Annotated in this window: 19 protein-coding genes; 10 read left to right on the top strand and 9 right to left on the bottom strand. The window is 35.7% G+C overall.

The genetic code is table 11. The annotated features are described in order from the left end of the window. Nucleotides 1-96: 96 nt before the first annotated feature. The 7 genes from nuoF to cueR form a co-directional block, all read right to left on the bottom strand. Entirely contained in the window at nucleotides 97-1,443 is a 1,347-nt protein-coding gene (nuoF, locus tag ACFFIT_RS01040; RefSeq protein WP_385875672.1) for an NADH-quinone oxidoreductase subunit NuoF, read from the bottom strand. An 8-nt stretch (nucleotides 1,444-1,451) separates the two neighbouring features. After that, entirely contained in the window at nucleotides 1,452-2,027 is a 576-nt protein-coding gene (gene nuoE, locus ACFFIT_RS01035) for an NADH-quinone oxidoreductase subunit NuoE (protein ID WP_385875569.1), read from the bottom strand. 20 nt (nucleotides 2,028-2,047) lie between these two features. Then, nucleotides 2,048-3,844, bottom strand: a complete 1,797-nt coding sequence (nuoC, locus tag ACFFIT_RS01030) for an NADH-quinone oxidoreductase subunit C/D (RefSeq protein WP_385875567.1) — start codon at nucleotides 3,842-3,844, stop codon at nucleotides 2,048-2,050. Between the two features lie 84 nt (nucleotides 3,845-3,928). After that, nucleotides 3,929-4,606, bottom strand: coding sequence for a NuoB/complex I 20 kDa subunit family protein (locus tag ACFFIT_RS01025; RefSeq protein ID WP_385875565.1), 678 nt, complete (start codon nucleotides 4,604-4,606; stop codon nucleotides 3,929-3,931). After that, a complete protein-coding gene (locus tag ACFFIT_RS01020; RefSeq protein ID WP_385875563.1) occupies nucleotides 4,603-5,094 on the bottom strand; it encodes an NADH-quinone oxidoreductase subunit A in 492 nt (163 codons plus the stop codon). The genes ACFFIT_RS01025 and ACFFIT_RS01020 overlap by 4 nt, the downstream gene beginning before the upstream one ends. 374 nt (nucleotides 5,095-5,468) lie before the next feature. Next, nucleotides 5,469-6,380, bottom strand: coding sequence for a site-specific tyrosine recombinase XerD (gene xerD / locus ACFFIT_RS01015; protein ID WP_385875561.1), 912 nt, complete (start codon nucleotides 6,378-6,380; stop codon nucleotides 5,469-5,471). Between the two features lie 79 nt (nucleotides 6,381-6,459). Next, nucleotides 6,460-6,846 (bottom strand): Cu(I)-responsive transcriptional regulator, encoded by a 387-nt coding sequence (gene cueR, locus ACFFIT_RS01010; protein WP_385875559.1) that lies wholly within the window; start codon nucleotides 6,844-6,846, stop codon nucleotides 6,460-6,462. 134 nt (nucleotides 6,847-6,980) lie between these two features. Between cueR and cysQ the strand changes: the two genes are divergently transcribed. Together cysQ and ACFFIT_RS01000 are read left to right on the top strand one after the other, a co-directional pair. Then, the gene (gene cysQ / locus ACFFIT_RS01005) at nucleotides 6,981-7,829 is read left to right on the top strand and encodes a 3'(2'),5'-bisphosphate nucleotidase CysQ (protein WP_385875557.1); all 849 of its coding nucleotides are present in this window, start codon (nucleotides 6,981-6,983) and stop codon (nucleotides 7,827-7,829) included. Nucleotides 7,830-7,877: 48 nt separating this feature from the next. Then, entirely contained in the window at nucleotides 7,878-8,030 is a 153-nt protein-coding gene (locus ACFFIT_RS01000) for a hypothetical protein (protein WP_385875556.1), read from the top strand. Between the two features lie 121 nt (nucleotides 8,031-8,151). Here ACFFIT_RS01000 and ACFFIT_RS00995 read toward each other — a convergent pair whose 3' ends face one another. Next, the gene (locus tag ACFFIT_RS00995; protein ID WP_385875554.1) at nucleotides 8,152-11,055 is read right to left on the bottom strand and encodes a heavy metal translocating P-type ATPase; all 2,904 of its coding nucleotides are present in this window, start codon (nucleotides 11,053-11,055) and stop codon (nucleotides 8,152-8,154) included. A gap of 252 nt (nucleotides 11,056-11,307) precedes the next feature. Between ACFFIT_RS00995 and rdgC the strand changes: the two genes are divergently transcribed. The 3 genes from rdgC to ACFFIT_RS00980 all read left to right on the top strand — a co-directional run bounded on the left by rdgC (nucleotide 11,308) and on the right by ACFFIT_RS00980 (nucleotide 13,598). Beyond that, nucleotides 11,308-12,198, top strand: a complete 891-nt coding sequence (gene rdgC / locus ACFFIT_RS00990; RefSeq protein WP_385875552.1) for a recombination-associated protein RdgC — start codon at nucleotides 11,308-11,310, stop codon at nucleotides 12,196-12,198. 89 nt (nucleotides 12,199-12,287) lie between these two features. Continuing rightward, entirely contained in the window at nucleotides 12,288-12,671 is a 384-nt protein-coding gene (locus tag ACFFIT_RS00985; RefSeq protein WP_385875550.1) for a RidA family protein, read from the top strand. A 204-nt stretch (nucleotides 12,672-12,875) separates the two neighbouring features. Then, nucleotides 12,876-13,598 carry a Cache 3/Cache 2 fusion domain-containing protein gene (locus ACFFIT_RS00980; protein WP_385875549.1) on the top strand — a complete coding sequence of 241 codons (723 nt, stop codon included), beginning with the start codon at nucleotides 12,876-12,878 and terminating at the stop codon, nucleotides 13,596-13,598. Nucleotides 13,599-13,639: 41 nt separating this feature from the next. On the opposite strand, the gene ppnN is transcribed toward ACFFIT_RS00980, so the two are convergent. Further along, the gene (gene ppnN, locus ACFFIT_RS00975; RefSeq protein WP_385875548.1) at nucleotides 13,640-15,010 is read right to left on the bottom strand and encodes a nucleotide 5'-monophosphate nucleosidase PpnN; all 1,371 of its coding nucleotides are present in this window, start codon (nucleotides 15,008-15,010) and stop codon (nucleotides 13,640-13,642) included. Nucleotides 15,011-15,858: 848 nt separating this feature from the next. On the opposite strand from ppnN, the gene ACFFIT_RS00970 reads away from it, so the two are divergent. The 5 genes from ACFFIT_RS00970 (at nucleotide 15,859) to rsmA (ending at nucleotide 23,010) form a co-directional block, all read left to right on the top strand. Then, complete coding sequence (locus ACFFIT_RS00970; protein WP_385875547.1) at nucleotides 15,859-17,280, top strand: APC family permease; 1,422 nt, start codon at nucleotides 15,859-15,861, stop codon at nucleotides 17,278-17,280. Between the two features lie 214 nt (nucleotides 17,281-17,494). Then, nucleotides 17,495-19,795, top strand: coding sequence for an LPS assembly protein LptD (gene lptD / locus ACFFIT_RS00965; protein ID WP_385875545.1), 2,301 nt, complete (start codon nucleotides 17,495-17,497; stop codon nucleotides 19,793-19,795). A 53-nt stretch (nucleotides 19,796-19,848) separates the two neighbouring features. Next, on the top strand, nucleotides 19,849-21,159 hold the full coding sequence (gene surA / locus ACFFIT_RS00960) for a peptidylprolyl isomerase SurA (RefSeq protein WP_385875543.1): 1,311 nt from the start codon (nucleotides 19,849-19,851) through the stop codon (nucleotides 21,157-21,159). Further along, the gene (gene pdxA / locus ACFFIT_RS00955; protein ID WP_385875541.1) at nucleotides 21,146-22,156 is read left to right on the top strand and encodes a 4-hydroxythreonine-4-phosphate dehydrogenase PdxA; all 1,011 of its coding nucleotides are present in this window, start codon (nucleotides 21,146-21,148) and stop codon (nucleotides 22,154-22,156) included. Before surA ends, pdxA begins: the two co-directional genes overlap by 14 nt. Nucleotides 22,157-22,209: 53 nt before the next feature. Next, nucleotides 22,210-23,010, top strand: a complete 801-nt coding sequence (rsmA, locus tag ACFFIT_RS00950; RefSeq protein ID WP_385875539.1) for a 16S rRNA (adenine(1518)-N(6)/adenine(1519)-N(6))-dimethyltransferase RsmA — start codon at nucleotides 22,210-22,212, stop codon at nucleotides 23,008-23,010. Nucleotides 23,011-23,053 lie beyond the last annotated feature (43 nt).

Raw genomic sequence — 23,053 nt, 5'->3', positions numbered from 1 at the left:
ATCGATATTTTCCTACAGCTTATTGTTAAGCGAATGGGATTGAAATTCAATCCGTTATTATAAATATGTATTTAAATATTGTTTAAACTCGTTCAATTACCAACGAGTTTTTAACAAATTATTAGCCTGTATGCCTTTAATTTCTTTTGCATTTCCAAGCGGTTGTAATATGCCAGCTTCAAATTCATGCCTAAAATATTTAATGGCACTTTGTAGTGGTTCCACTGCACCAGGTGCATGAGCACAAAATGTTTTACCTGGACCAAGTGAACGGCATAAATGTTCTAGTGTTTCAATATCACCAGGTTGCCCTTGACCTTTTTCTAAGGCCTGTAGCAGTTTTACACTCCAAGGCAATCCGTCACGACAAGGTGTACACCAGCCACAGGATTCTCTTGCGAAAAATTGTTCTAAATTTCTCGTGAGAGAAACCATATTGATATTATTATCAACTGCCATAGCAAGTGCAGTTCCCAAACGGCTGCCAGCTTTAGCAATATGTTCAAAATCCATTGGCAAATCTAGATGTGAGTCTAATAAAAAGTCTGTCCCTGCACCACCGGGTTGCCAAGCTTTTAGTGTTAAACCATCTCGCATACCACCGGCGTAATCTTCAAGAATTTCACGTGCAGTGGTGCCAAAAGGGAGTTCCCAAAGACCAGGATTGTTTACTTTTCCTGAGAATCCCATCATTTTAGTTCCTGCGTCGTTACTTTTACCTGCAGAAAGACCTATGTACCACTCGGTACCATGAGCAAGAATAGCTGGAACATTTGATAAAGTTTCGACATTGTTAACACAGGTTGGTTTTCCCCAAACACCAGAGACAGCTGGGAAGGGCGGTTTAGAGCGAGGGTTTGCTCTTCTGCCTTCCAGTGAATTAATCAATGCTGTTTCTTCACCACAGATGTAACGTCCTGCACCTGTATGTACAAAAAGTTCAAAATCAAATCCAGACCCTAAAATATTTTTACCAAGTAATCCTGCTTCGTGAGCTTCACCTATGGCTTTTCTCAATCTATCTGCAGCTTCGATATATTCTCCACGTAGAAATATATAACCTCTATATGCTTTAAGCGCATACGCAGAAATGAGCATTCCTTCTATCAGTAGATGAGGCAGGTTTTCCATAAGCAATCTATCTTTATATGTACCAGGTTCCATCTCATCTGCGTTACATAAGAGGTAACGGATATTTTTATTCTCATCTTTGGGCATTAGACTCCATTTAGTACCTGTAGAAAAACCTGCACCACCACGACCCTTAAGTCCTGAATTTTTGACAAGTTCAACGACTTCATCTGGTGTCATGGTTGTTAGAGCTTTCTTTGCACCCGCATACCCATTTTTGTTGCGGTATTCATCAAGAAATACAGGGGTGTTATCGTCTCTAATTCGCCATGTTAAAGGATGAGTTTCTTCTGTTCTGATAATAGGATTGATGAATTTACTCATGAGTAACGCTCCAATAGGCTTGGAATAAGTTCCGGTGTAAGATGACTATGTGTTTCGTCATTAATCATCATGGTAGGACCTTTATCGCAGTTTCCTAGGCAACAAGTCGGTAATAAGGTAAAGCGATTGTCTGGGGTTGTTTGACCTGGTTTGATCTGTAATGTGTTTTCTATGGCAGTTAAAACAGCTTCAAAACCAGTGATATAACAGACTACACTATCACAGTAGCGAATGATATTTCTACCAACAGGTTGACGATAAATTTGACTATAAAAGGTAGCTACCCCTTCAACATCTCCAGGCGAAATATCTAGCTGCTCAGCTATAGCATAAATTGCACCATCAGGAACATATCCCCTATGTTTTTGGACAATTTTTAACGCTTCTATAGATGCAGCCCTTGTGTCTTCATAGTGGTGTTTTTCTGCTTCAATCGCATCAAATTCCTCTTTAGATAATTCAAACGATACGTCAGTTGATGAAATAGAATTAGACAAATCAGATGCCGTTGCATCTGTCGCTAAGTTGATTACACGAATTTGTTGTTCGTCCCTGTTAAAATTTTCACTCATTGATAATTACCTTAATTACTTTAACGATCGACATCAGACATAACAAAGTCGATGCTGCCAAGATAGACAATTAAATCAGATACTAAACTTTTTCTTATTACCGATGGTATTTGTTGTAAATGAGCAAAGCTAGGGGTACGAATTCTTGTACGGTAGCTTGTTGTACTGCCATCTGAAGTAAGATAATAGCTATTTATACCTTTTGTAGCTTCAATCATTTGGAATGACTCATTTGCAGGCATTACAGGTCCCCAAGATACCTGTAAGAAATGCGTTATAAGCGTTTCTATGTGCTGCAGTGTCCTTTCCTTCGGTGGTGGGGTGGTAAGAGGATGATCTGCTTTAAAGGGTCCTGCAGGCATATGGTGATAGCATTGTTCTAATATGCGAAGGCTTTGTCGTAATTCTTCTACTTTGAGCATCACTCGACTATAACAGTCACTTATTCCGTCGCCGACTGGTACTTCAAAGTCGAAATTTTCGTAGCCTGAATAAGGTCGCCATTTTCTCACATCAAATGCGATACCTGTCGCTCTTAACCCTGCTCCGGTCACACCCCAATCTAGAGCATCTTTGGCATTATAAGCCGCTACACCTATAGAACGACTTTTGAGTATCGTATTCTCAAGAGCAGCCTTAACATAGGTATCAAGGCGTTTAGGCATCCAATCGAGAAAATCACGTAATAATTTTTCCCAGCCATTTGGTAAATCATGAGCAACACCACCAATTCTAAACCAAGCTGGGTGCATTCTGTAACCAGTAATTGCTTCAACCAAATCATAGATTTTTTGTCTATCGGTGAATGCAAAAAATACTGGTGTCATGGCACCAACGTCTTGTATGAATGTGGAAATATACAAAAGGTGGCTATTTATTCTAAAGAGTTCAGAGAGCATTACACGAATGACTTCCACTCGCTCAGGAACTTCAATACCGGCAAGTTTTTCTACAGCAAGTACATAAGGCATTTCGTTTACACAGCCACCTAAGTATTCTATCCTATCCGTGTATGGGATGTAACTATGCCAAGATTGTCTTTCTCCCATTTTTTCAGCACCACGGTGGTGATAGCCAATATCAGGAACACAATCAACAATTTCCTCACCATCTAGTTGTAAAACAATACGAAATGCACCATGAGCTGAAGGGTGATTTGGTCCTAGGTTCAGGAACATATAATCTTCGTTTTCTGTCCCTTTTTTCATTCCCCATGCTTCAGGTTTAAATTTCAGGGATTCCATCTCCAAATCTTCTTTTTGCTTTGTGAGCACAAAAGGGTCGAATTCGGTTGCTCTCGCAGGATGATCTTTTCTTAGTGGATGTCCTTCATAAGTAAAAGGCATCAAAATTCGCGTTAGATGAGGGTGGCCTTTGAAAGTAATACCAAACATTTCCCACGTTTCTCTTTCATACCAGTTCGCGTTTGGGAAAATGTGGGTTGCCGTTGGCAGATTCAAGTCGGAATCGTTTAATGCGACTTTAAGCATGATATCTTCATTGCGCATCACTGAAATAAGATGGTAAAAAACAGTGAAATCGGCGTCGGGTAAGCCTTCTTTGTGTGTTCTTAAACGTTCATCAACACCATGCAGATCGAACAGCATATTATAAGGTTTAGTTATGTTTTTAAGATAACTTAATACATCGATTATTTTCTCTATTTTTACCCAGACCACAGGTATCCCAGTTCTTGTTGACTGAAGACAGAATGTGTTCTCTCCAAACTGAGTGAAGAGTTCATTTATGATTGGAAGGTTTCTAAAATCTTGGTTTTGCCAAGGTTTAACTACATTGTTTTGCGTTACATCTGTCATATTTGATACCCATTAAGGCTCATTAAAAAGTTTAATCATGTCAACTGAAACAAAAAACATCCAATCAGATTGGATGTTTTGTTTTTATCTTACATTATCAGGTGAAGGTAAGTGTGTGACCGCAATACGTTCAGCCCGTTTGCGTTCTTTTTCTGATTGCATATTTGCACGGTATACACCCTGGTCACCAACCACCCAAGAGAGAGGTCTTCTTTCTTTACCAATTGATTCTTGAAGTAATAATAGTGCTTGCATGTAAGCTTCAGGGCGTGGAGGGCAGCCAGGAATATAAACATCTACTGGTAAAAATTTATCAACACCTTGAACCACAGAATAAATATCATACATACCACCAGAGTTAGCGCATGCACCCATAGAGATGACCCATTTAGGTTCAAGCATTTGTTCATATAGTCGTTGAATGACTGGGGCCATCTTTAAAAAAGGTGTGCCAGCAACAACCATGAAATCAGCTTGTCTAGGTGAAGCTCTTAAAACTTCAGCGCCAAATCTTGCAACATCATGAACGGCAGTAAAAGAGGTTACCATTTCTACATAGCAACAGGAAAGACCAAAATTGTAAGGCCAAAGTGAATTTTTACGACCCCAATTGACCATGTCTTTTAGTACATGATCAAGTTTTCCCATAAAGATACCTTTTGATAAATCTTGATTGAGAGGATCTTGCACAACATCCTGTTTTTGAAGTGGATATTGATTATTTTCGCCATCTAGGTCTATGCGGGTTAAGGTGTATTTCATTGATTCGCCTCTTTTGTAGCTTGATTGTTTTGTTCTAAGGCATATTTAGGTTTACCTTGAGAAATAGTATGGTCGATTTGCATATCAATGACTTTAAGTGGTTTGCGCTGAGAACGTAAAGGCGTCCAATCCAAGGCGCCAATTTTAGCTAGATAGATTAGACCACTAAGTAGAATGAGTACGAATATGCATGCTTCTATGAACCCTACCCAACCCGTTTCTTTAATCGCAACGGCATACGCAAATAAATATAATGCTTCAACATCAAAGATAACGAAAAACATGGCGATTAAGTAGAATTTAGCCGACATTCTCATCCGAGCTGAACCGACTGAATCGACCCCAGACTCGAAAGGCACGTTTTTTGCTCTTGCTTTAGCCCTACCACCTAAGAGATATCCTCCAAGTAGCATAAAAATGCAGAGACCTAGACCGCCTAAAATAAAAATAGCAAATGACCAATGATGTGATAGTAGAGTGGATGTCATAACCCTGCACCTAATTGAATGAACAACATTTATTAAGTTAATTTAGTAATTAACCATTCATAAGAGGAGGTTGAATGTAGAACCAGCGAATAACCAAGATCTGAAAACATCAACATTCTCGAAAATATACAATAATAACGTTTAACGTCTCAATGAAATTAAGACCATTAAAATTAATTTTTTTGGTGATATATTCCTGATAAATCAATAGTTTAAAAATAATCCAAATGATATTTTTTTAAATATTTAAATGTCATGTTTTTATTAAATAATTTACGGAACTATAAACCTACTTAATATAAAGTCAAGGGATATTTTTTTACAATAATCCTTATATGTTATAAGTAAATATAGATTTAATCAAGTGTTAAAAATTATGCCCGAGGGTGATGTTTTTTATGTAACTGTCTTAGTCTTGTATTAGCTATATGAGTGTAGATTTGTGTGGTGGATAAAGAACTATGGCCCAATAGCATCTGAACGACTCTTAAGTCTGCACCATGATTGAGTAAATGAGTCGCGAATGCATGCCTCAGTACATGAGGAGAGAGTTTTTGTGCATCGATACCAGCATTCGAAGCGTAATATTTTATCCTATGCCAAAACGTCTGCCTTGTCATCATTTGACCACGATTGCTAAGAAAAATTGTTTCTTTGGCGATATTATCTTTAATTAAAGTGGGTCTAGATTGACTCAAATAAGATTCTATCCAATAAATCGCATGTTCACCTAGCGGAATAAGTCTTTCCTTATCTCCCTTACCCACTACTCTAATGACACCTTGGACTAAATTAATATTACTGAAACTTAAAGAAATTAATTCGCTGACTCTAAGCCCTGTAGCGTAAAGTAATTCTAACATTGCTTTATCTCTAAGCTCTATCGGGTTTAGAATATCGGGAGCATTGAGTAAATCCGCTACTTTTTCCTCACTTAACTCTTTAGGAAGCCGTTTTGGTATTTTGGGTGGATTTAGAGTCGCTGTAGGATCATCTTCTCGCTTTTGATTGGCATAAAGGAATAAAAAAAAACGTTTTAAAGTACTAAGTAGGCGACTGACACTGGCTGATTTATATTCTGCTGCGAGTCTATCTTGAATCCAAATTTTTAAATCTTTAGAGGTAAGAGTAATAGGATCGAGATTCATAGATATGAAATAGTTAAAAGAAGTTATCATATCTTGTTTGTATGCCATCAAGGTATTTTCTGAGAGACCATGTTCTAACCATAAAAACTCTATAAATTCATCTATTAGGATGATTTTTTCTTCTTTACTAAGTGACAATTTATTAACCTTTAACCGTAATGTAATTTTTTAAATAATATAGCAAATTAAGATGCCAATTGTTTGGCGGTACCCTAAATTACTTAATTAATGTTGAAATAATAGGGCAATAAGTAGTATCATCATTTGGACATTGATTTGATAATTCTGTTAGCATTGATTTCATCGTAAGTAATGCTTTAATCTGTGCATCAATGTCATCTATTTTTTTGAGTAAAGTAGCATTAACTTCTTTACTTTTTCGATTAGGTGATGCCCAAAGTTCCAGTAAAGTCTTGCATTCTTCTAAAGTAAAACCGACGAATCTTGATTTTTTTATGAGGCGAAGAGCCTCAAAGTGAGTTTGATCATAATACCTATAGCCATTTTTTGCTCTAATGGGTGCGGCTATTAAACCTATGTCTTCGTAATGGCGAATCGATTTTGCACTAACCCCCACTTTTTTTGCTATTTCTCCAATCTTCATTGAGTGCTCTTTTGATAAATTCAGTCGATGATCTAAACCAATGGCTTAAGCCTATCTAATTGATGGAAATACTTTACAATATAAAGAACTATTCTAGAAATGCCCACTTTTAAAACATAAGCACAGGAGAACCTATGAAACCTATGAAACCTATGAAACCTATGAAACCTATGAATAAGTTAAAAAATTATTCATTAAAAGAAATTAATGATGTAACTACCCCTATTTTTGCACAATTAGCAGACGATGTCATTGATATATCTAAAAATGCAGGAGAGAAAATATTAACTATATACAACTCACCTGATGGATTTTCTTATGATAGCAAAAAAGACAGCTCTCCTGTTACTGCAGCAGATTTTGCTGCTGATGAATATATAAGGAGTCAGCTTATGCTACTTACCCCTGAAATACCCATACTCAGTGAAGAGTGCTTGATTGAGTATGATTTACGTAAACACTGGAGTGTTTATTGGTTAGTTGATCCACTTGATGGTACACGTGAATTTATAAAAAAGAATGGTGAGTTTACCGTAAATATTGCACTTATTTGGAATGCAAGACCTGTACTCGGAGTCATACACGCACCCGCCAAAGAAGTCACCTACTGGGGATTCAATCATAAAGCATTTAAACAAGAGTCTGAAACTATACAAGCAATACAACCAGTAACCTCAATTCCCCCAAATATAAGTGTTAGTCGTTCTCATCGATGTGAAAAAATTGATGAATTACTCAAAAACATGAGTAATTTTGAAATTAAGAGTGTCGGTTCCTCTTTAAAATTTTGCTGGTTAGCGGAAGGGAAAATTCAATATTATCCAAGGGCTAATTCGATAAGCATCTGGGATATTGCTGCAGGTGAAGCGATTGTTATAGCCAGTGGCGCAAATATGACTGATTGGGATGGAAATACAATTGATTATTCTCCTAAAGAGTCATTTGTTGCTCCACCATTTAAAGCTTGGTATGGTAACGTTTAGATTTTATTTCGAGTGTTTCTCTGTAAAACCTAAGTGCTGCATTAATATATGCAAGAGTTACTTCAAGTTGCAGGTGTAGATACCATCCGAATGTCCATTCAGTGGGCGTTAAATAATACCAAGACCTGCATCTTGGTTTCAATTACGTATATTACGTTATTGATTCGTGATACTTATTCACTGTGTCCTAAAGGCTACTGATAAATACTGGATAGTTATACCTGTATTCTTTTTGAGTCTCTTTTTGTTTTTTTTATTCATGGATTCATAATTTAGAACACAGTAAAATGAGTACCAATCAAAGTTAAAATCCACCTTGTGGCTATCTTATCCTATTGGCATTTAAAACCACCGTTAGAGAAGAAAGCATCATAGCCATCGCGCTTAACATGGGGTTTAATAACATCCCATTTACAGGGTAAAGAATACCTGCTGCGATAGGAATCAACATGATATTGTAGATGAATGCAAAAAAAAGATTTTGTCGGATGTTAATTTGCACTTTTTTGGCTAATTTAAATAAATCAGGTAGTTTATTAAGTTCATTGTTTAGTAAAATATAATCCGAAGTCTGTTTAGCAATATCACTACCTTTACCCATTGAAATACTTAAATCGGCTTTTGCTAGGGCAGGAGCATCATTAATCCCATCCCCTATCATTGCAACTAGTAGCCCTTCATCCTGAAGTTTCTTAATTGTTTTTGCCTTGTCATCCGGAGTCGCATTTGCAATAACATTATCAATTCCAACTTGGTTAGCAATAGCCTCAGCGCTTTTTGAATTATCTCCTGTAACAAGCCAAAGGGTGTATTTTTGTTTTAACTTTGTAATTAAGTCGCCCACATTTTTTTTCACATCGTCTTCGATGATAAAAATAGCCACACATTCATTTTCATTAGCTAAAAAAACAGTGCTTGCACCTCGGTTTTGATACTCGTGTAAGGTACTTAGAACATCATCAGAAATTGGCATGCGAATCGAATTCGATTCAAGTAATTGCGAGTTACCCAAATACCAGACTTTGCCGTTAAGCTGCCCTTCAATGCCTAAGCCTACATGAGTATAAAACTCTGAGATTTCATAGTCCCTAAACTTAGGTGCAGAATGTGTCTTGCAGTAGTCTGAATATTTTTGAGAATATGTCTCTATTATCCCTTGTGCTAATGGATGATTGGTTTGAGTTTCTAATAATTGCGCTATATGTAGCCAATTTAATTCACTTAAATCCTTATTTACTTCTTTTTTGCCGTCAAAAGAGGTAATTACCTGAGTGACTTTAGGGTAACCCTCTGTCAAAGTCCCTGTTTTATCAAAAATGATTGTGTCAATTTGCGTCGTTCTTTCAAGAACATTAGCATCCCTAATAAGTATCCCCATTTTTGCTGAATTTCCAACGCTGGTGATAATTGACATAGGTACAGCAAGACCAAGTGCACAAGGACAAGCGATAACAAGAACACTTATGGTAGTTAAAATTACATAGTTTAATGTGGGCTCAGGACCAAATAAGGACCAAACTAAAGCAGTTAAAAGTGCAATGATAAGGACACAAGGCACAAAGAATGAAGCTATTTTATCCGCTATCCTTGCAATAGGTGGTTTGCTGCTTTGTGCTTTTTCAACAGTCTGTATAATTTGAGATAAAGCCGTTTCTTTACCTACACCGGATACTTTAATTAATGCACTTCCAGATTGTACAATCGTCCCTGCAAAAATTTTATCATGACTAACTCGTTCAACAGCGATGGGTTCACCAGTAAGTAAACTTTCATCTATTACCAAATACCCGTCTTGGATAATACCGTCAACAGGAACTTTATCTCCGATTCTTAACCTTAGAATCATACCTGGTAATATTTGATTTATATCTATCAATTGCTCAGTAGATTGGCTGACAAGAATTGCTTTGTCTGGGATAAGGCTCATCAAATCTGATAAAGCTTTTGACGAAGTATTTTTGGCTTTAGTTTCTAAATATCTCCCTAAATTAATTAATCCTAAAATCATAAGGCTAGCTTCAAAGTAAAGATATCTCTGTGAAGACTCAATAAGATTAGGATAAAGTATCAGTACAAAGGAGTATAACCAAGCAGTTGAAACGCCTAAAACAATTAGAGTATCCATGTTGGTTTGTAAGTGTTTTAGCTTAAACCAGGCATTTTTATAAAAGTGTCCCCCAGTGAAAAAAATCACCAATAAGCTTACTATTCCACTTATTAACCAGAAAAAATGATTGTGATCTGTTAATAACATACTGTCATAAATACCGTATCCCATAAGTAAAAATGCACTTAAAAGTCCGGCAATTGATTGATAAAGGTATTTTTTCTGTTGTTTATTGATAGATTCTGATTCATCTAAAGGATGGGCATCTTCTGTAATAATATGACTTTTATAACCCATAGCACAAAGGCTCTTTATCGCTTCATCAATCGCAATTTTAGGTCCTGAAATAAAAACTTTTGATTGTGCCAGGTTAACGTAAAATTCTTGGATTGCAGAATTTTTTTGTAGGGTTTTTTCCACGCTAGAAACACAACTGGCACAGGTCATCCCCTCAATTTTAACCATGAGGCTGAGGGATTTTTTTTCTAGTGAATTTGCTGGTAGTTCACTGGCTAAAAATTGATTTTCTAGTTTGGGTCGTGGAGGAACGTGATTAGCTTGACTTGTTGAATAAACAGCATTGTCATAAGTTGCACTAAATCCTTCTTTCTCAATAGATGAAGTAATATTTTTTATCAAAAAGTCTAGCGAATTATTCCCCTCGTTATTCGTTTCATAAATCAATTTTAATGTCGTTCTACTTGCCTCTCTAACTTCAATGTAAGGGACGTTGCTGAAAAGATTCGTTATTTTTTTTATGCAATTTTGGCATGATAGCCCAGCTAAATGGAAATTTAATTCTATGTGGTTATTTTGGGTAAGATTTTCTATTACGGGTGATTTAGATGATTCTTCCCCACTGATTGTAAAGGGAAGCGCTATAGCACCAAATCCCATCGCTGTGATATCGGAGACTAATTCATTTGCTAACGCATTGAGCTGCTCTTTTGAATAAAATTCAGGGCAAATTAATGTTAAGCTTTTTTTATCTAAGCGAGCAATTTCGATTGGGTTCTTCTCTGTAAATTTTTGAGCTAACAAGCCACTGATTTTATTTACGCATTTACCACATGAAAGTTCTGATAAATTTATAGTAAGAATCCATTTATTTTTTTTCATATCCTTATTAACTCCTCGTTTCCATAATTCTTAGTAGACACAAAATGATAGTGTTAATTCACTGATGAGTATAAACCTTCCCATTAGGTTAATGTCAACAGGTATTCCTAAAGTATTTTTAAAATAGCAAAAAATGCAATTACTTCGGCTTAACATCTAAGTGTGCTAAAATATTTCTTATATATTTTTGCAAAATATTACCCTTAAGTTGTTGGCGAATTTCTACCCCTCTATTATAAAAAGGAATGAGTTATGTGGTTTACAAATCTACGTGTCTATCAATTAAAAAAAGATGATACTTTGGTAAATGAAAAATTGAATGAATGGCTTGAAAATGATGCGTTTACTCCGTGCCAATCCCAAGACATCATGAAACTAGGTTGGATCGCGCCATTAGAAAACAACTCTAATCATTATGTTTATGAGGTGGGACAACAAAAACTGATGGTGATGCGAAAAGAGGAAAAAATACTACCAGCACAAGTCATCAACCAACAGTTAAAAGAAAAAGTGCAGATCACGGAAGAAGCACAAGACAGAAAATTAACAAAAGCTGAAAAAGCGGCCTTAAAAGAAGAGCTTCTTATCACATTAATGCCAAGAGCCTTTAGTCGATATTCTAATACATGGGTGTGGGTGGATCTCAAAAACCAAAGAGTCGTTGTCAATACATCGAGTTCTAAGAGAGCCGAGGAAGTGCTTAGCTTATTAAGAAAATCTTTAGGTAGCCTTCCTGTTGTTCCTTTAGTCCCTGAAACACCACTTGAAAAAACAATGACAAGATGGCTTAAAGAAGATGAGTTACCCCATTTTCTTCAATTTGGTCAAGAAGCAGAATTGCGTTCTGATGAAGCTGAAGGGGGAGTTATACGGTGTAAACAGCAAGAATTACAAACTGAAGAGATATTACATCATATTGATAATGGTAAAAGTGTAATGCAAATCTCTTTAAGCTGGAGAGAGAAAGTAGACTTTATATTAACGCATGAAGCCACGATAAAGCGCATAAAAATCACTGATATTCTGAAAGAACAAAATAGTGATATTGATAAATCTGATTTTGCACAGCGTTTTGATGCAGACTTTGTTTTAATGAGTGGAGAATTAACACAACTTTTGGATGATCTCTATCAATCGTTCTAGTAAAAATAAATATTTTATTACATAAATTTATTGAAGTTATGCTGTTTTTTTATTATTGTTATACTTTATTAACCAAGTAGGAGTTTTAAATGAAAATAATTAATACTGAAAATGCCCCAGCGGCAATCGGTCCTTATGTTCAAGCAATTAATGTAAATGGAATGCTTTTTACTTCAGGTCAAATTCCTGTGAACCCCAAGACTGGTGAAATTCCTAACAATGTAGAAGCACAAACTCAACAAGTATTAGATAATCTTAAAGCTATACTAGATGAAGCTTCAGTGAGTGTTAATAATATTATTAAAATGACAGTTTTTATTAAAAACATGAATGATTTTACGTTGATAAATGGTGTATACGAAAAATTCTTCCTTGATAACAATGCTAAATTTCCAGCAAGATCTTGTGTTGAAGTGGCTAGATTACCGAAAGATGTATTGATCGAAATTGAAGCAATTGCAGTGGCAGAATAAATACAATATGATGTTGAGCAGGTATTAAGGTCAGGTGTAAAAGATGGCTTTTTACTTATCATAGAATGCCTGCTTTTTGGTTTTGTATGTTAAGAGAGTAGCTCAAGTCATTTCAAAGTAACTCAATGCGATAATCAAAGAAATACAAAATTAAAAAATAAAGAATCTCTTTTATGTGACTCAGTTAATACAAGGATGTGTTAAATGTCTATCTTTATGCGCATTAAATTCACACTCGTTTCTATCATTAGACGAAATACCTATTTTTTGACCTCTATTTCAGTTTTCCTACTAGGTGTGATTCTGACGACTATTGTCTTCTTTGATTTCATACCTATTACGCCTAAAATGACACACAAGCAAAATGATAATACGGTTTACTTTAGAGTTTCCGCTATACAACTCATGGAGTTTGTCACACATACTGATGATATTTTAGATGATAGATTAAAATTATTCTTTGATGAGTTAAGTGAACTTGAGGAAGATGAGTTTTCGATAGATTATAGCGAACTTGTCGATGTTAATGGTGAACTCACACCTATGCTATTAAACAGTAAAAAGAAAATCAGTATTGATAAAACAATTCCAGAAAGATTTTATAACGAAACGGGTGCCTATAGTGCTTTTTTTGTAAAAAACGGGGATGATTTTATTAGCATAGCCACTTCTGTTAGGGATGAGGAAGGAGAATTGCAGTTGGGAAAAAAATTAAGGCATAATCAATTTGCCTATCAAAAATTAATTCAAGGAGAAAGTTATTTCTGCCCTGTGATGCTCTATGGAAAACAGTTAATTGCCAAATATTTCCCTATTTATGATGACAAAAAAGAGGTGATTGGCGCTATTTTTGTCGGTGTCGATTTATTTGAAAAAAATCAGGTCCCTGCTTATTCTTTAGAGGATTTAGGGAGATTTAGTCACTGAGTTTGCAATATGCATGTCAGTGACTAAACAATACTTATCTATTAAAGATGAATTTCATAGCACGGTTCATAAGGAGTACCTCCTGGCAGTTTCATCCTATTTTGTTCTACAAAACTTCTGAGTAATTTATCCATACGAGTCATAATATCTTGATCGCCTGATAATACATAAGGTCCGTGAGATTTAATCGCTTTAATACCAGCCTCTTTTATATTACCAGCCACAATACCCGAAAATGCACGTCTTAAATCTGCAGCTAAAAGCTCTACAGGCCTCTCTTTATGTAAATCTAAAGCAGCCATATTTTCATGAGTCGGTTCAAAAGGCATCTGGAGTTCATGATTAATTTTAAGTCCCCAATGGAAAGAATAAGCATCTCCCATTTGCTTCCTATGTTCTTTAACTTTTATCATCGATTTATTCATGCGCCTTGCGACTTCTTCAGGATCATCAATAATAATCGTGTAGAGTTTACGCGCTGCATCCCCTAGTGTCGCACCAATAAATTCATCCATAGCAGCAAAATAAGCTTCTGTACTTTTAGGACCTGTTAATATCAATGGAACTTCAGCATCTTTATTAGCAGGATTGAGTAAAATACCTAGCAGATAAAGTAATTCTTCAGCAGTACCAGGCCCACCAGGGAAAATGATAATACCATGTCCTAATCTGACAAATGCTTCTAAACGTTTTTCAATATCCGGCATAATAATTAGTTCATTAACTAAAGGATTTGGTGGTTCTGCTGCAATAATTGATGGCTCAGAAATACCTAGAAAACGGCTGTCATGATTCCGTTGTTGAGCGTGGCCTACTGCAGCACCTTTCATTGGTCCTTCCATGATACCAGCGCCGCATCCGGTACAAATATTAAGGCCTCTTAAACCTAACTCATGTCCTACATTACGAGAATATTGATATTCTTGCGCATTGATAGAGTGACCGCCCCAGCAAACAATAAGATTAGGATCCTCTCCTAATCTCAGTGTCTTTGCATTTCTTAAAATCGCAAAAACTAAGTTAGTAATTTGCCAACTGGCATCAGGATCAGTTTGTTCGAAATTTGCATATTTTTCTGTCAATTGCTCGCCAACAAACAGAATGTCTCTTAAAACAGCAAACAGATTGGCTTGGATTGAACGTATAATTTGCCCATCAACGAAAGCATGGCTTGGAGGGTTGATTAATTCAAGTTTGACGCCTCTTTCTCTTCTTAATACATTGATCACAAAATCTGCGTGTTTTTCAAGTAATGCATGGCTATCATCGGTTAAGATCCCTGAATTTAAAACAGCTAATGAACAGTTTCGGAATAAACGATACAAATCACCTGTTGCAGTTTCTTTTAGTCTATCTACCTCAATTTGAGATAATAAATCCATAGCACCTAATGGGCTTATTTGCGTATTCAAATGATAACTCCTTGTAGTGATAATTGAGCTAAGCTTATTAATGATTTAATTCAAAACGCATAGTCTGATTACTGTCATTAAGACTTAACAACGGATAATTAAGATATTACATCATGATCTCATCATAAATTGTAGCATTTTGTTAAAAAAATTAACAGCAAGCTGAAGCAGGATAAATAATTGACTCAATTTAAAATTTTCTTTTTTTTACATAAAACTGATTTATGGAAAGAGTTTTTTATCTATATGAAATTAAATGAAATTAATGAATAAAAACGTGTGTAAAAAAGCAGAGGAGCGATAGAGGGGTTGATTGATTAAAAAAAGAGCTATTTTTTAAAAAACTCTCTTGCTTGTCTTCTCAATGTTAGGCAAAATGCGCCTCTTTTTGCTAAAACAATAAAATTACTATTAAATTAAAGTAATGCTATTGTTTGCATGTCAATTTGAACTATTTTTGATTCATTTTTTTAAACTTTGTAGTTAAATTTGTAATTAATGTAATAAAAAAGGGGCCGGAAAACATCCGGAGAATATTTTATCTAAAGCGTTTTAACGCCGACTTTAAATTAGGGAAGATAATGGAAACTTTATTTCAATTATCATCAGTCAAAGCTGATTCTGTCTTATTACAAAAAAGGCAATCCCGGTTTATTGGCCTAGGTCAATTTTCCATTCTTTTTAATATTGAGAACCACTCTCATTTCACATTGCGTTTTTTTTCTCCGCAAGCGTGTGTTAAGCAATTGCGAAGTTTCCTGAGACAGGTGGTGGCTATTAGCCACATGAAAACAATCTAACTTACTTTATTTCAATTGTTTACACACTTTTAAAAGGAATGTTCACTTATGTCATCTAATATACATAACGAGCCAATTCGTCTCAAAAAAACACTTACTCTTTTCGCTATGGTCATGATGGGCTTAGCTTATCTACAACCTATGACTGTATTTGATACGTTTGGGCTGGTCCAAAACGATTCAAGAGGACATGTACCAACAGCATATATTTTTGCACTTGTAGCCATGTTATTTACAGCCTATAGCTATGGACAAATGGTTAAACGTTTTCCATCAGCCGGCTCTGCTTATACTTATACTCAAAAAACAGTCAGTCCACATATTGGGTTTATGGTAGGTTGGTCTTCTATGTTAGATTATCTGCTGATGCCTATGATTAATATTTTATTAGCAAAACTTTATCTACATGAAATTATGCCATTCATCCCGGCTTGGGTATTTGTCATAGTGCTTACTGTGGCTATGACAGCGGCAAATATTTATGGATTAGAATTAGTATCTAACTTTAATAAAATTATCGTATTAGTCCAAATTGGTATTATTGTTGTCTTTACTGCACTAATGATTTACAAAATCAATGCAGGTACAGATATTCATCAGCAATCAGGTGCTGCACTATTTACAACAAAACCATTTTTCTCTGACTCCTTTGATCCATTCTTAATTATCGGAGGAGCAACCATCTTATGTTTCTCCTTCTTGGGTTTTGATGGTATTAGTTCTCTTACCGAGGAAACTCACAATGCACGTAAAGTGGTACCAAAAGCTATATTTTTAACTGCCTTTGTTGGTGGTGTACTCTTTATTATTGTTTCTTATGTGTTAGAAATATTTTTTCCATACCAAGGACTTCTCATTCCTTCTTTAGGAGTAAATATTCCTTTAGCGTCGCATTTTAGTGATTTAAGTTCTACTCAACCGGACATCATTAAATTAGTGGCTGGGACATTAGCACAATCTGTAATCTTAGTTTTTTCTAGTGTAACGGTAGTTGCTTCAGGTTTGGCTTCTCAAGCTGGGGTATCTCGTCTTATGTATGTAATGGGTCGTGATGGTGTTCTACCAAGAAAAGTTTTTGGTCATTTGCATCCCAAATTCAGAACACCAATATGGAATCTTTTAATCGCTGGGGGACTATGTCTTGTTGCAGTTAATTTTGATGCTGATTTAGGATACTCATTAATTGCATTTGGTGCGCTTGTCGCATTTACCTTTGTTAATGTTTCTGTTATCGCGAAATTCTATTTCGCTGAAAAACAATCAAAAACTCTAAAAGATAATATTAAATATTTATTATTACCTTTACTAGGAATTATTGCCGTAAGTTCACTTTGGTTTAGCCTAGAAACTAGGGCTATGTATTTAGGCTTGATATGGGCTGGGATTGGATTTACTTATATGGTCTTTCTTACGGCTGGTTTTAGTCGCAAAATGCCTGAACTACATGAGCATTTGGATGATGAAGCCTAATTAATCAAATAAAGCTGTAAAAATTGAAAAAATGCTTATCTTATTGATAGGCATTTTTTTTGCACAGTACATTAAACTCCATTAAATGACTGCATAAAATAAAGACATGCTTTGGATGAATATTACTAATTTATTGATTAGTGACGCTGTTTATATTAAAGTGTGAGGATAAATTTAATGTGCTATTACAATCCTATATTTTTCTGTGGCGTAAATGAAACCTTCTTCTAAATTAATACTATCAACACTCTCTTTAATGATTAGCCCTGTTGCTTTTGGACAATCTTTGTTTGAACAATGCCTGATTGGAGTACCTAAATTTGAAGGTGATCTTGTTGAGGGGGCGATTGATGAATTACCTGTGAACATCAATTCTGACGAACTAGTTGGGCATTATCCTACTGATGCATTGTTTGTAGGAAATGTCGTACTAAAGCAAGGTAATAGTACATTAAAAACAGATAAATTAAGACTAACTCAAACGGTTGATGTTTCCGAGAGGACTGCAACTGCAACAGGTAATGTCTTTTATTCTGACCCGATTGTTCAATTAAAAGGCGAAAGTGCCCATACAAATTTGCTAAATCGCGACACGGATGTTACAAAAAGCTACTACGATATGGTAGGTAAACAAGGCAGGGGTTATGCTGAGAAAGTTGAAGTTAGAGACAATAATCGATTTGCAGTGATGAAAAATGGGACGTTTACTTCATGTTTGCAAGGTGATAATAGCTGGAGTGTTAGTGGTACTACTGTTATCCATGATAAAGAAGAAGAGGTTGCAAAAGTATATAATGCAGTGGTTAGGCTAGGCCCTGTTCCTGTATTTTACTCTCCTTATTTAGAATTTCCTTTAGGGGATAGAAGACGCTCTGGTTTTCTTATTCCCAGTTATCGATATAGTTCAACTAATGATTTTGAGGTAACGATTCCTTACTATTGGAATATTGCACCTAATTATGATGCGACAATCTCCCCTCATTATATTTCTGCGCGAGGCCTTCAATTACAAAATGAATTTCGCTATTTGAATGTAACAGGGAAGGGATTACTGCAAGGTGATTATCTACCGAATGATGAATTGGCTGATAGAGACCGTTGGCTATTTTATTGGCAACATTCTGGTGTAATTAATAAAGTTTGGCGCTTAAATGCTGATGTAACCAGAGTAAGTGATATTAAGTATTTTACAGATCTTGATACTGCTTATGGAAATTCTACTTCAGGCTATGCCACTCAAAATCTTTCTGCTGGTTATGCTGATGAGAGTTTTGATTTTTCTTTATCTACAACCCGCTTTCAACTCTTTTCAGATTCAGCGCCGTCTGCTTATGTGACTGAACCTAGACTTAATATTAATTATTTTAAGCCAGATTTAGGTTTGTTAGATTTTAAAATCTTTTCAGAATTTACCCAATTCAAAAATGAGAATCCTAGACTAGCTAATATTCAAAGAACACACATTGAGCCTGTACTGAATTTTCCCATAAGCAATTCCTATGCTAGTCTAGATAGTGAGGTTCGTTTGTACAGTACGTACTACAGACGTGAAGAGGATGACAGATTCAATAATAGTGGCAATTTTGAACGTACTTATTCTAGAGTGTTACCTCAATATAAAGCGGATGCAAGAATGGTTTTTGAACGTAGATATGGTACTAATGAGCGGTTTATTCAAACCTTAGAACCCAGAGTCCAATACCTTTATACCCCTTTTGATGACCAGTCACGTATTCAAAATATAGACTCTGCTTTATTACAAAACGATACCATAGGTTTATTCAGGAATCGTATCTATAGTGGTATCGATAGAATAGCTTCAAGTAATATGGTAACTGCAGGGTTTACCTCTAGAGTATATGATGATAAAGCAGATGAGAAGTTTAATATTTCACTTGGTCAAATCTATCATTTTACTCCACAGCGCTCAGAAAAAAACACTCAAGCTTCTGCAATAAACCGTAATAATGATGATGGTAGTTTAACCTGGGCTGCCGATTCAATGTTTAAAATTGACGATCTTTGGGGATTAAGAGGCGGTTTGCAATATGATACACGTTTAAGTTCATTGGCACTTGCTAATGCAATTGTTGAGTACAAAAAAGATAGAGATAGAGTCCTTCAAGGGAGTTATCGATACGCTAATGGCGATTATATTAACGCCACATTGGATGGATTTGCTAATAATAACCCACCACAATTCTTAGAAGGAATTTCTCAGGTCGGAGCAGTGGCAAGTTGGCCCTTAATGGATCGAGTCGCTTTAGTTGGCCGATTATATTATGATACTAAACAAAATCAACCTGCGGAACAATTTGCTGGAATTCAATATAATTCTTGTTGCTGGGGAGTTGGGGTTACTTACGAGAGAAAAATTATCGGATTTGACCAGAGTAGTCGTTATGATGAAAAAGTTTCTCTAATTTTAAAAATTAATGGCTTGGGTCAAGGCATTGATTTGGGTTCTCAAAATATGCTAGAACAAGGTATTCTACCTTATCGTCGTGGTTTTTAGTGAATTACTGAAATGATGATTTTCAACTTTATGTAAAATAGAAAAGGTTCTTTATGAAGAAAATAAAACGTCTGTTAGTTTGCTCATTATTAATAAGCCAATTGTATGTATCGCAAAGCTACAGTGCACCAGTTCAAGTCAATAGCATTGCAGCTGTTGTGAATGATAGTGTTGTTCTTCAAAGTGAAGTTGAAACAATGCTTGAAAATATTAAATCAAATGCAAGTCAATCTAAACAGACGCTGCCTGATGACAATAAATTGCGTCAACAAATTTTAGACCGTTTAATTTCAGAAAATTTGCAAATGCAAATTGCTAAAAATAAAGGTATAAAAATAAGCGATCAAAGCATTGAATCCGCTATTGCAGATATTGCCCTTAGAAATGGTGTAACTGTTGAAGAAATGAAAGGGCACCTCCAAAGCCAAGGTATTTCTTTTAATGAATACCGTAGCCAAGTAAAAAAAGATATTCTGTTAAGCCAAGTACAATCTATTGAACTCGGTAAAAAAGTCCGTATTCCTGATAATGAAGTCGAAGCATTAGCAAAACAAATTTCTGCTCAAAATGTTGAACGTTTTGAAGTTAATTTAAGCCATATCTTAATTGCATTACCTCAAAACCCTTCAGCTTTAGAAGAAAGTGATGGGTTTGAGTTAGCAACAGAAATCACAAGCCAAATTAAGGGGGGCGGAGATTTCGCAAAACTTGCTTATACTTATTCAGCTGATGCTCAAGCATTAGATGGCGGTCAAATGGGATGGGGCAAGGTAGAAGAGCTGCCACCATTTTTCTCTGAGAAACTAGCGACCCCTAAAAAAGGAGCCATTATTGGGCCTTTACGTTCGCCTATAGGCTATCATATCATTAAAGTTAATGATGTCAGAAGTACTAAACAAGTATTGAATGTTACCGAGGTTAATGCTCGCCATATATTATTAAAAACAAATCCAGTCTTTAATGATGAAGCGGCAAAAGCAAAATTAATTGAACTTACTCAAAAAATTAAATCAGGTGCAATGACCTTCAATGAAGCGGCAAAAGAATTTTCTGATGATCCAGGCACTGCTGCTAAAGGAGGTGAATTAGGCTGGTCTAATGTGAATAATTATGATCCTGACTTTGCAAATGCCACACTTAATTTAAATAAAAATCAGCTAAGTGAACCTATAAAATCTAGCTTTGGCTGGCATTTAATTGAATTACTTGATAAGCGTACTTCTGATAAAACGAATGAAGGCTATAAAGAAAGAGCAAGAGAAATTATATTTAACCAGAAATTAGCTCAAGAAGTTCAAATTTGGGAAAGACAATTAAAAGCTTCGGCATACATTAAAATTACAGATGGATATGTTAAAGAATAAACCAATTATCATCTCAGCGGGCGAGCCCGCTGGGATTGGACCTGATATTGTTTTAATGCTACTACAAAAAGTCGGTACTGAGGGCATTGTCGTATGTATTGATAAATTACTGTTAAAGCAACGAGCAGAACAGGCTAACATTCAGATAGAGATCAAAGACTACTGTGCTGATACATACGGTTCTGTTTCAACTGCCTCTCTTTCATGTAATGAAAGCAGAAAAAAAACTTTAATTATAACCGTATTGCATGTTCCTTTGAAAGCAGAGGTTATTGCGGGTGAGCTAAATGCTTTGAATAGTCACTACGTCTTAGAAGTATTAACTAGAGCATCAATAGGGTGTATGCAAGGGGAGTTTTCTGCGCTTTTGACAGGCCCTGTTCATAAGGGAATTATAAATGAAGCGGGTGTACTATTTTCTGGTCATACTGAATTCCTAGCTGATATAGCGAATGTTGAAAAAGTGGTTATGGTGCTGGCGACAAAAATTATGAAAGTTGGCTTAGCAACAACCCATATCCCTTTGAATAAGGTAAGTGAAACAATAACGAAGGAAAGTCTGCAGCAAGTATTAGAAATTGTACATAGCGAATTACAAAACAAATACCACAAAAAGCATCCTAAAATTTATGTCTGTGGATTGAATCCTCATGCGGGCGAAGATGGACATTTAGGTCGGGAAGAAATTGATACCATTATCCCTGTGCTACAGATGTTAAGAGATAAAGGCTATGATTTAATTGGTCCTATGCCTGCAGACACCATGTTTCAACCTAAATATTTAGACGATGCTGATTTAATTTTAACCATGTATCACGATCAAGGTTTACCTGTGCTTAAATATCAAGGGTTTGGTGAGGCTATCAATATCACGTTTGGATTACCTTTTTTAAGGGTTTCTGTTGATCATGGTACTGCATTAGATATGGCTGGAACATTTACAGCGAATCCTGGTAGCATGATAGCGGCTTACGAACATATCAAGGGTTTAGTTTAGCATGTGAATGAAAAGTGCTATTATTTTTGCCTTTAGACAACGTAGAGTAAAAAATGAATAAAACACATCTAGGCCATACGGCCAGAAAAAGATTCGGGCAAAATTTTTTGGTCGATATGAATGTGATAGAAAATATTGTTGCGGCCATTAATCCAAAAGATGATGAAGTATTATTAGAAATAGGGCCAGGTTTGGGGGCATTAACCGAAGTCGTCGCCTCACGAATTAAAAAGTTAAATGTCATTGAGATTGATAGAGATTTAGCGCAGAGATTACAATCTCATCCTTTTATAAGAGATCAGTTGACTATATATCAGCAAGATGCACTTAAATTTGATTTTAATGCTTTAAGTAGTGAGCATCAGAAACCACTGCGTGTTTTTGGTAATTTACCCTATAATATTTCGACTCCTTTAATGTTTCACCTTTTTACGTTTACAGATAAAATTTTAGACATGTTTTTTATGTTGCAAAAAGAGGTTGTTGAACGGTTATCCGCCGGTCCTGGGAGCAAGAATTATGGACGTTTATCCATTATGGCACAATATTATTGTGAAGTGATTCCTGTGCTTGAAGTGCCACCAAACGCTTTTAAACCTGCACCTAAAGTCGATTCAGCGGTAGTAAAACTCATCCCACATACAACACCCAAATATCATGTAAAAGATATTAGTCTATTAGCCAGAATTACCGCTATGGCATTCGCTCAAAGACGTAAGACTCTCAGAAACAGCTTAAGTGAATTATGTGAATTAAATGACTTAGAACAGGTAGGTATTGATAATACCCTCAGAGCAGAGAATCTAAGTGTTCAACAATATTGTGATTTAGCCAACTGGTTAAGTGCTAAATAGTTACAATTTGTATGATTTGATTAAATTTTATCTAAATGAAAAA

The sequence above is a fragment of the Thorsellia kenyensis genome (assembly GCF_042432445.1).
In the GTDB taxonomy this organism is placed as follows: Bacteria; Pseudomonadota; Gammaproteobacteria; order Enterobacterales; family Thorselliaceae; genus Thorsellia; species Thorsellia kenyensis.
This window is presented reverse-complemented; position numbering and strand designations above follow the sequence as displayed.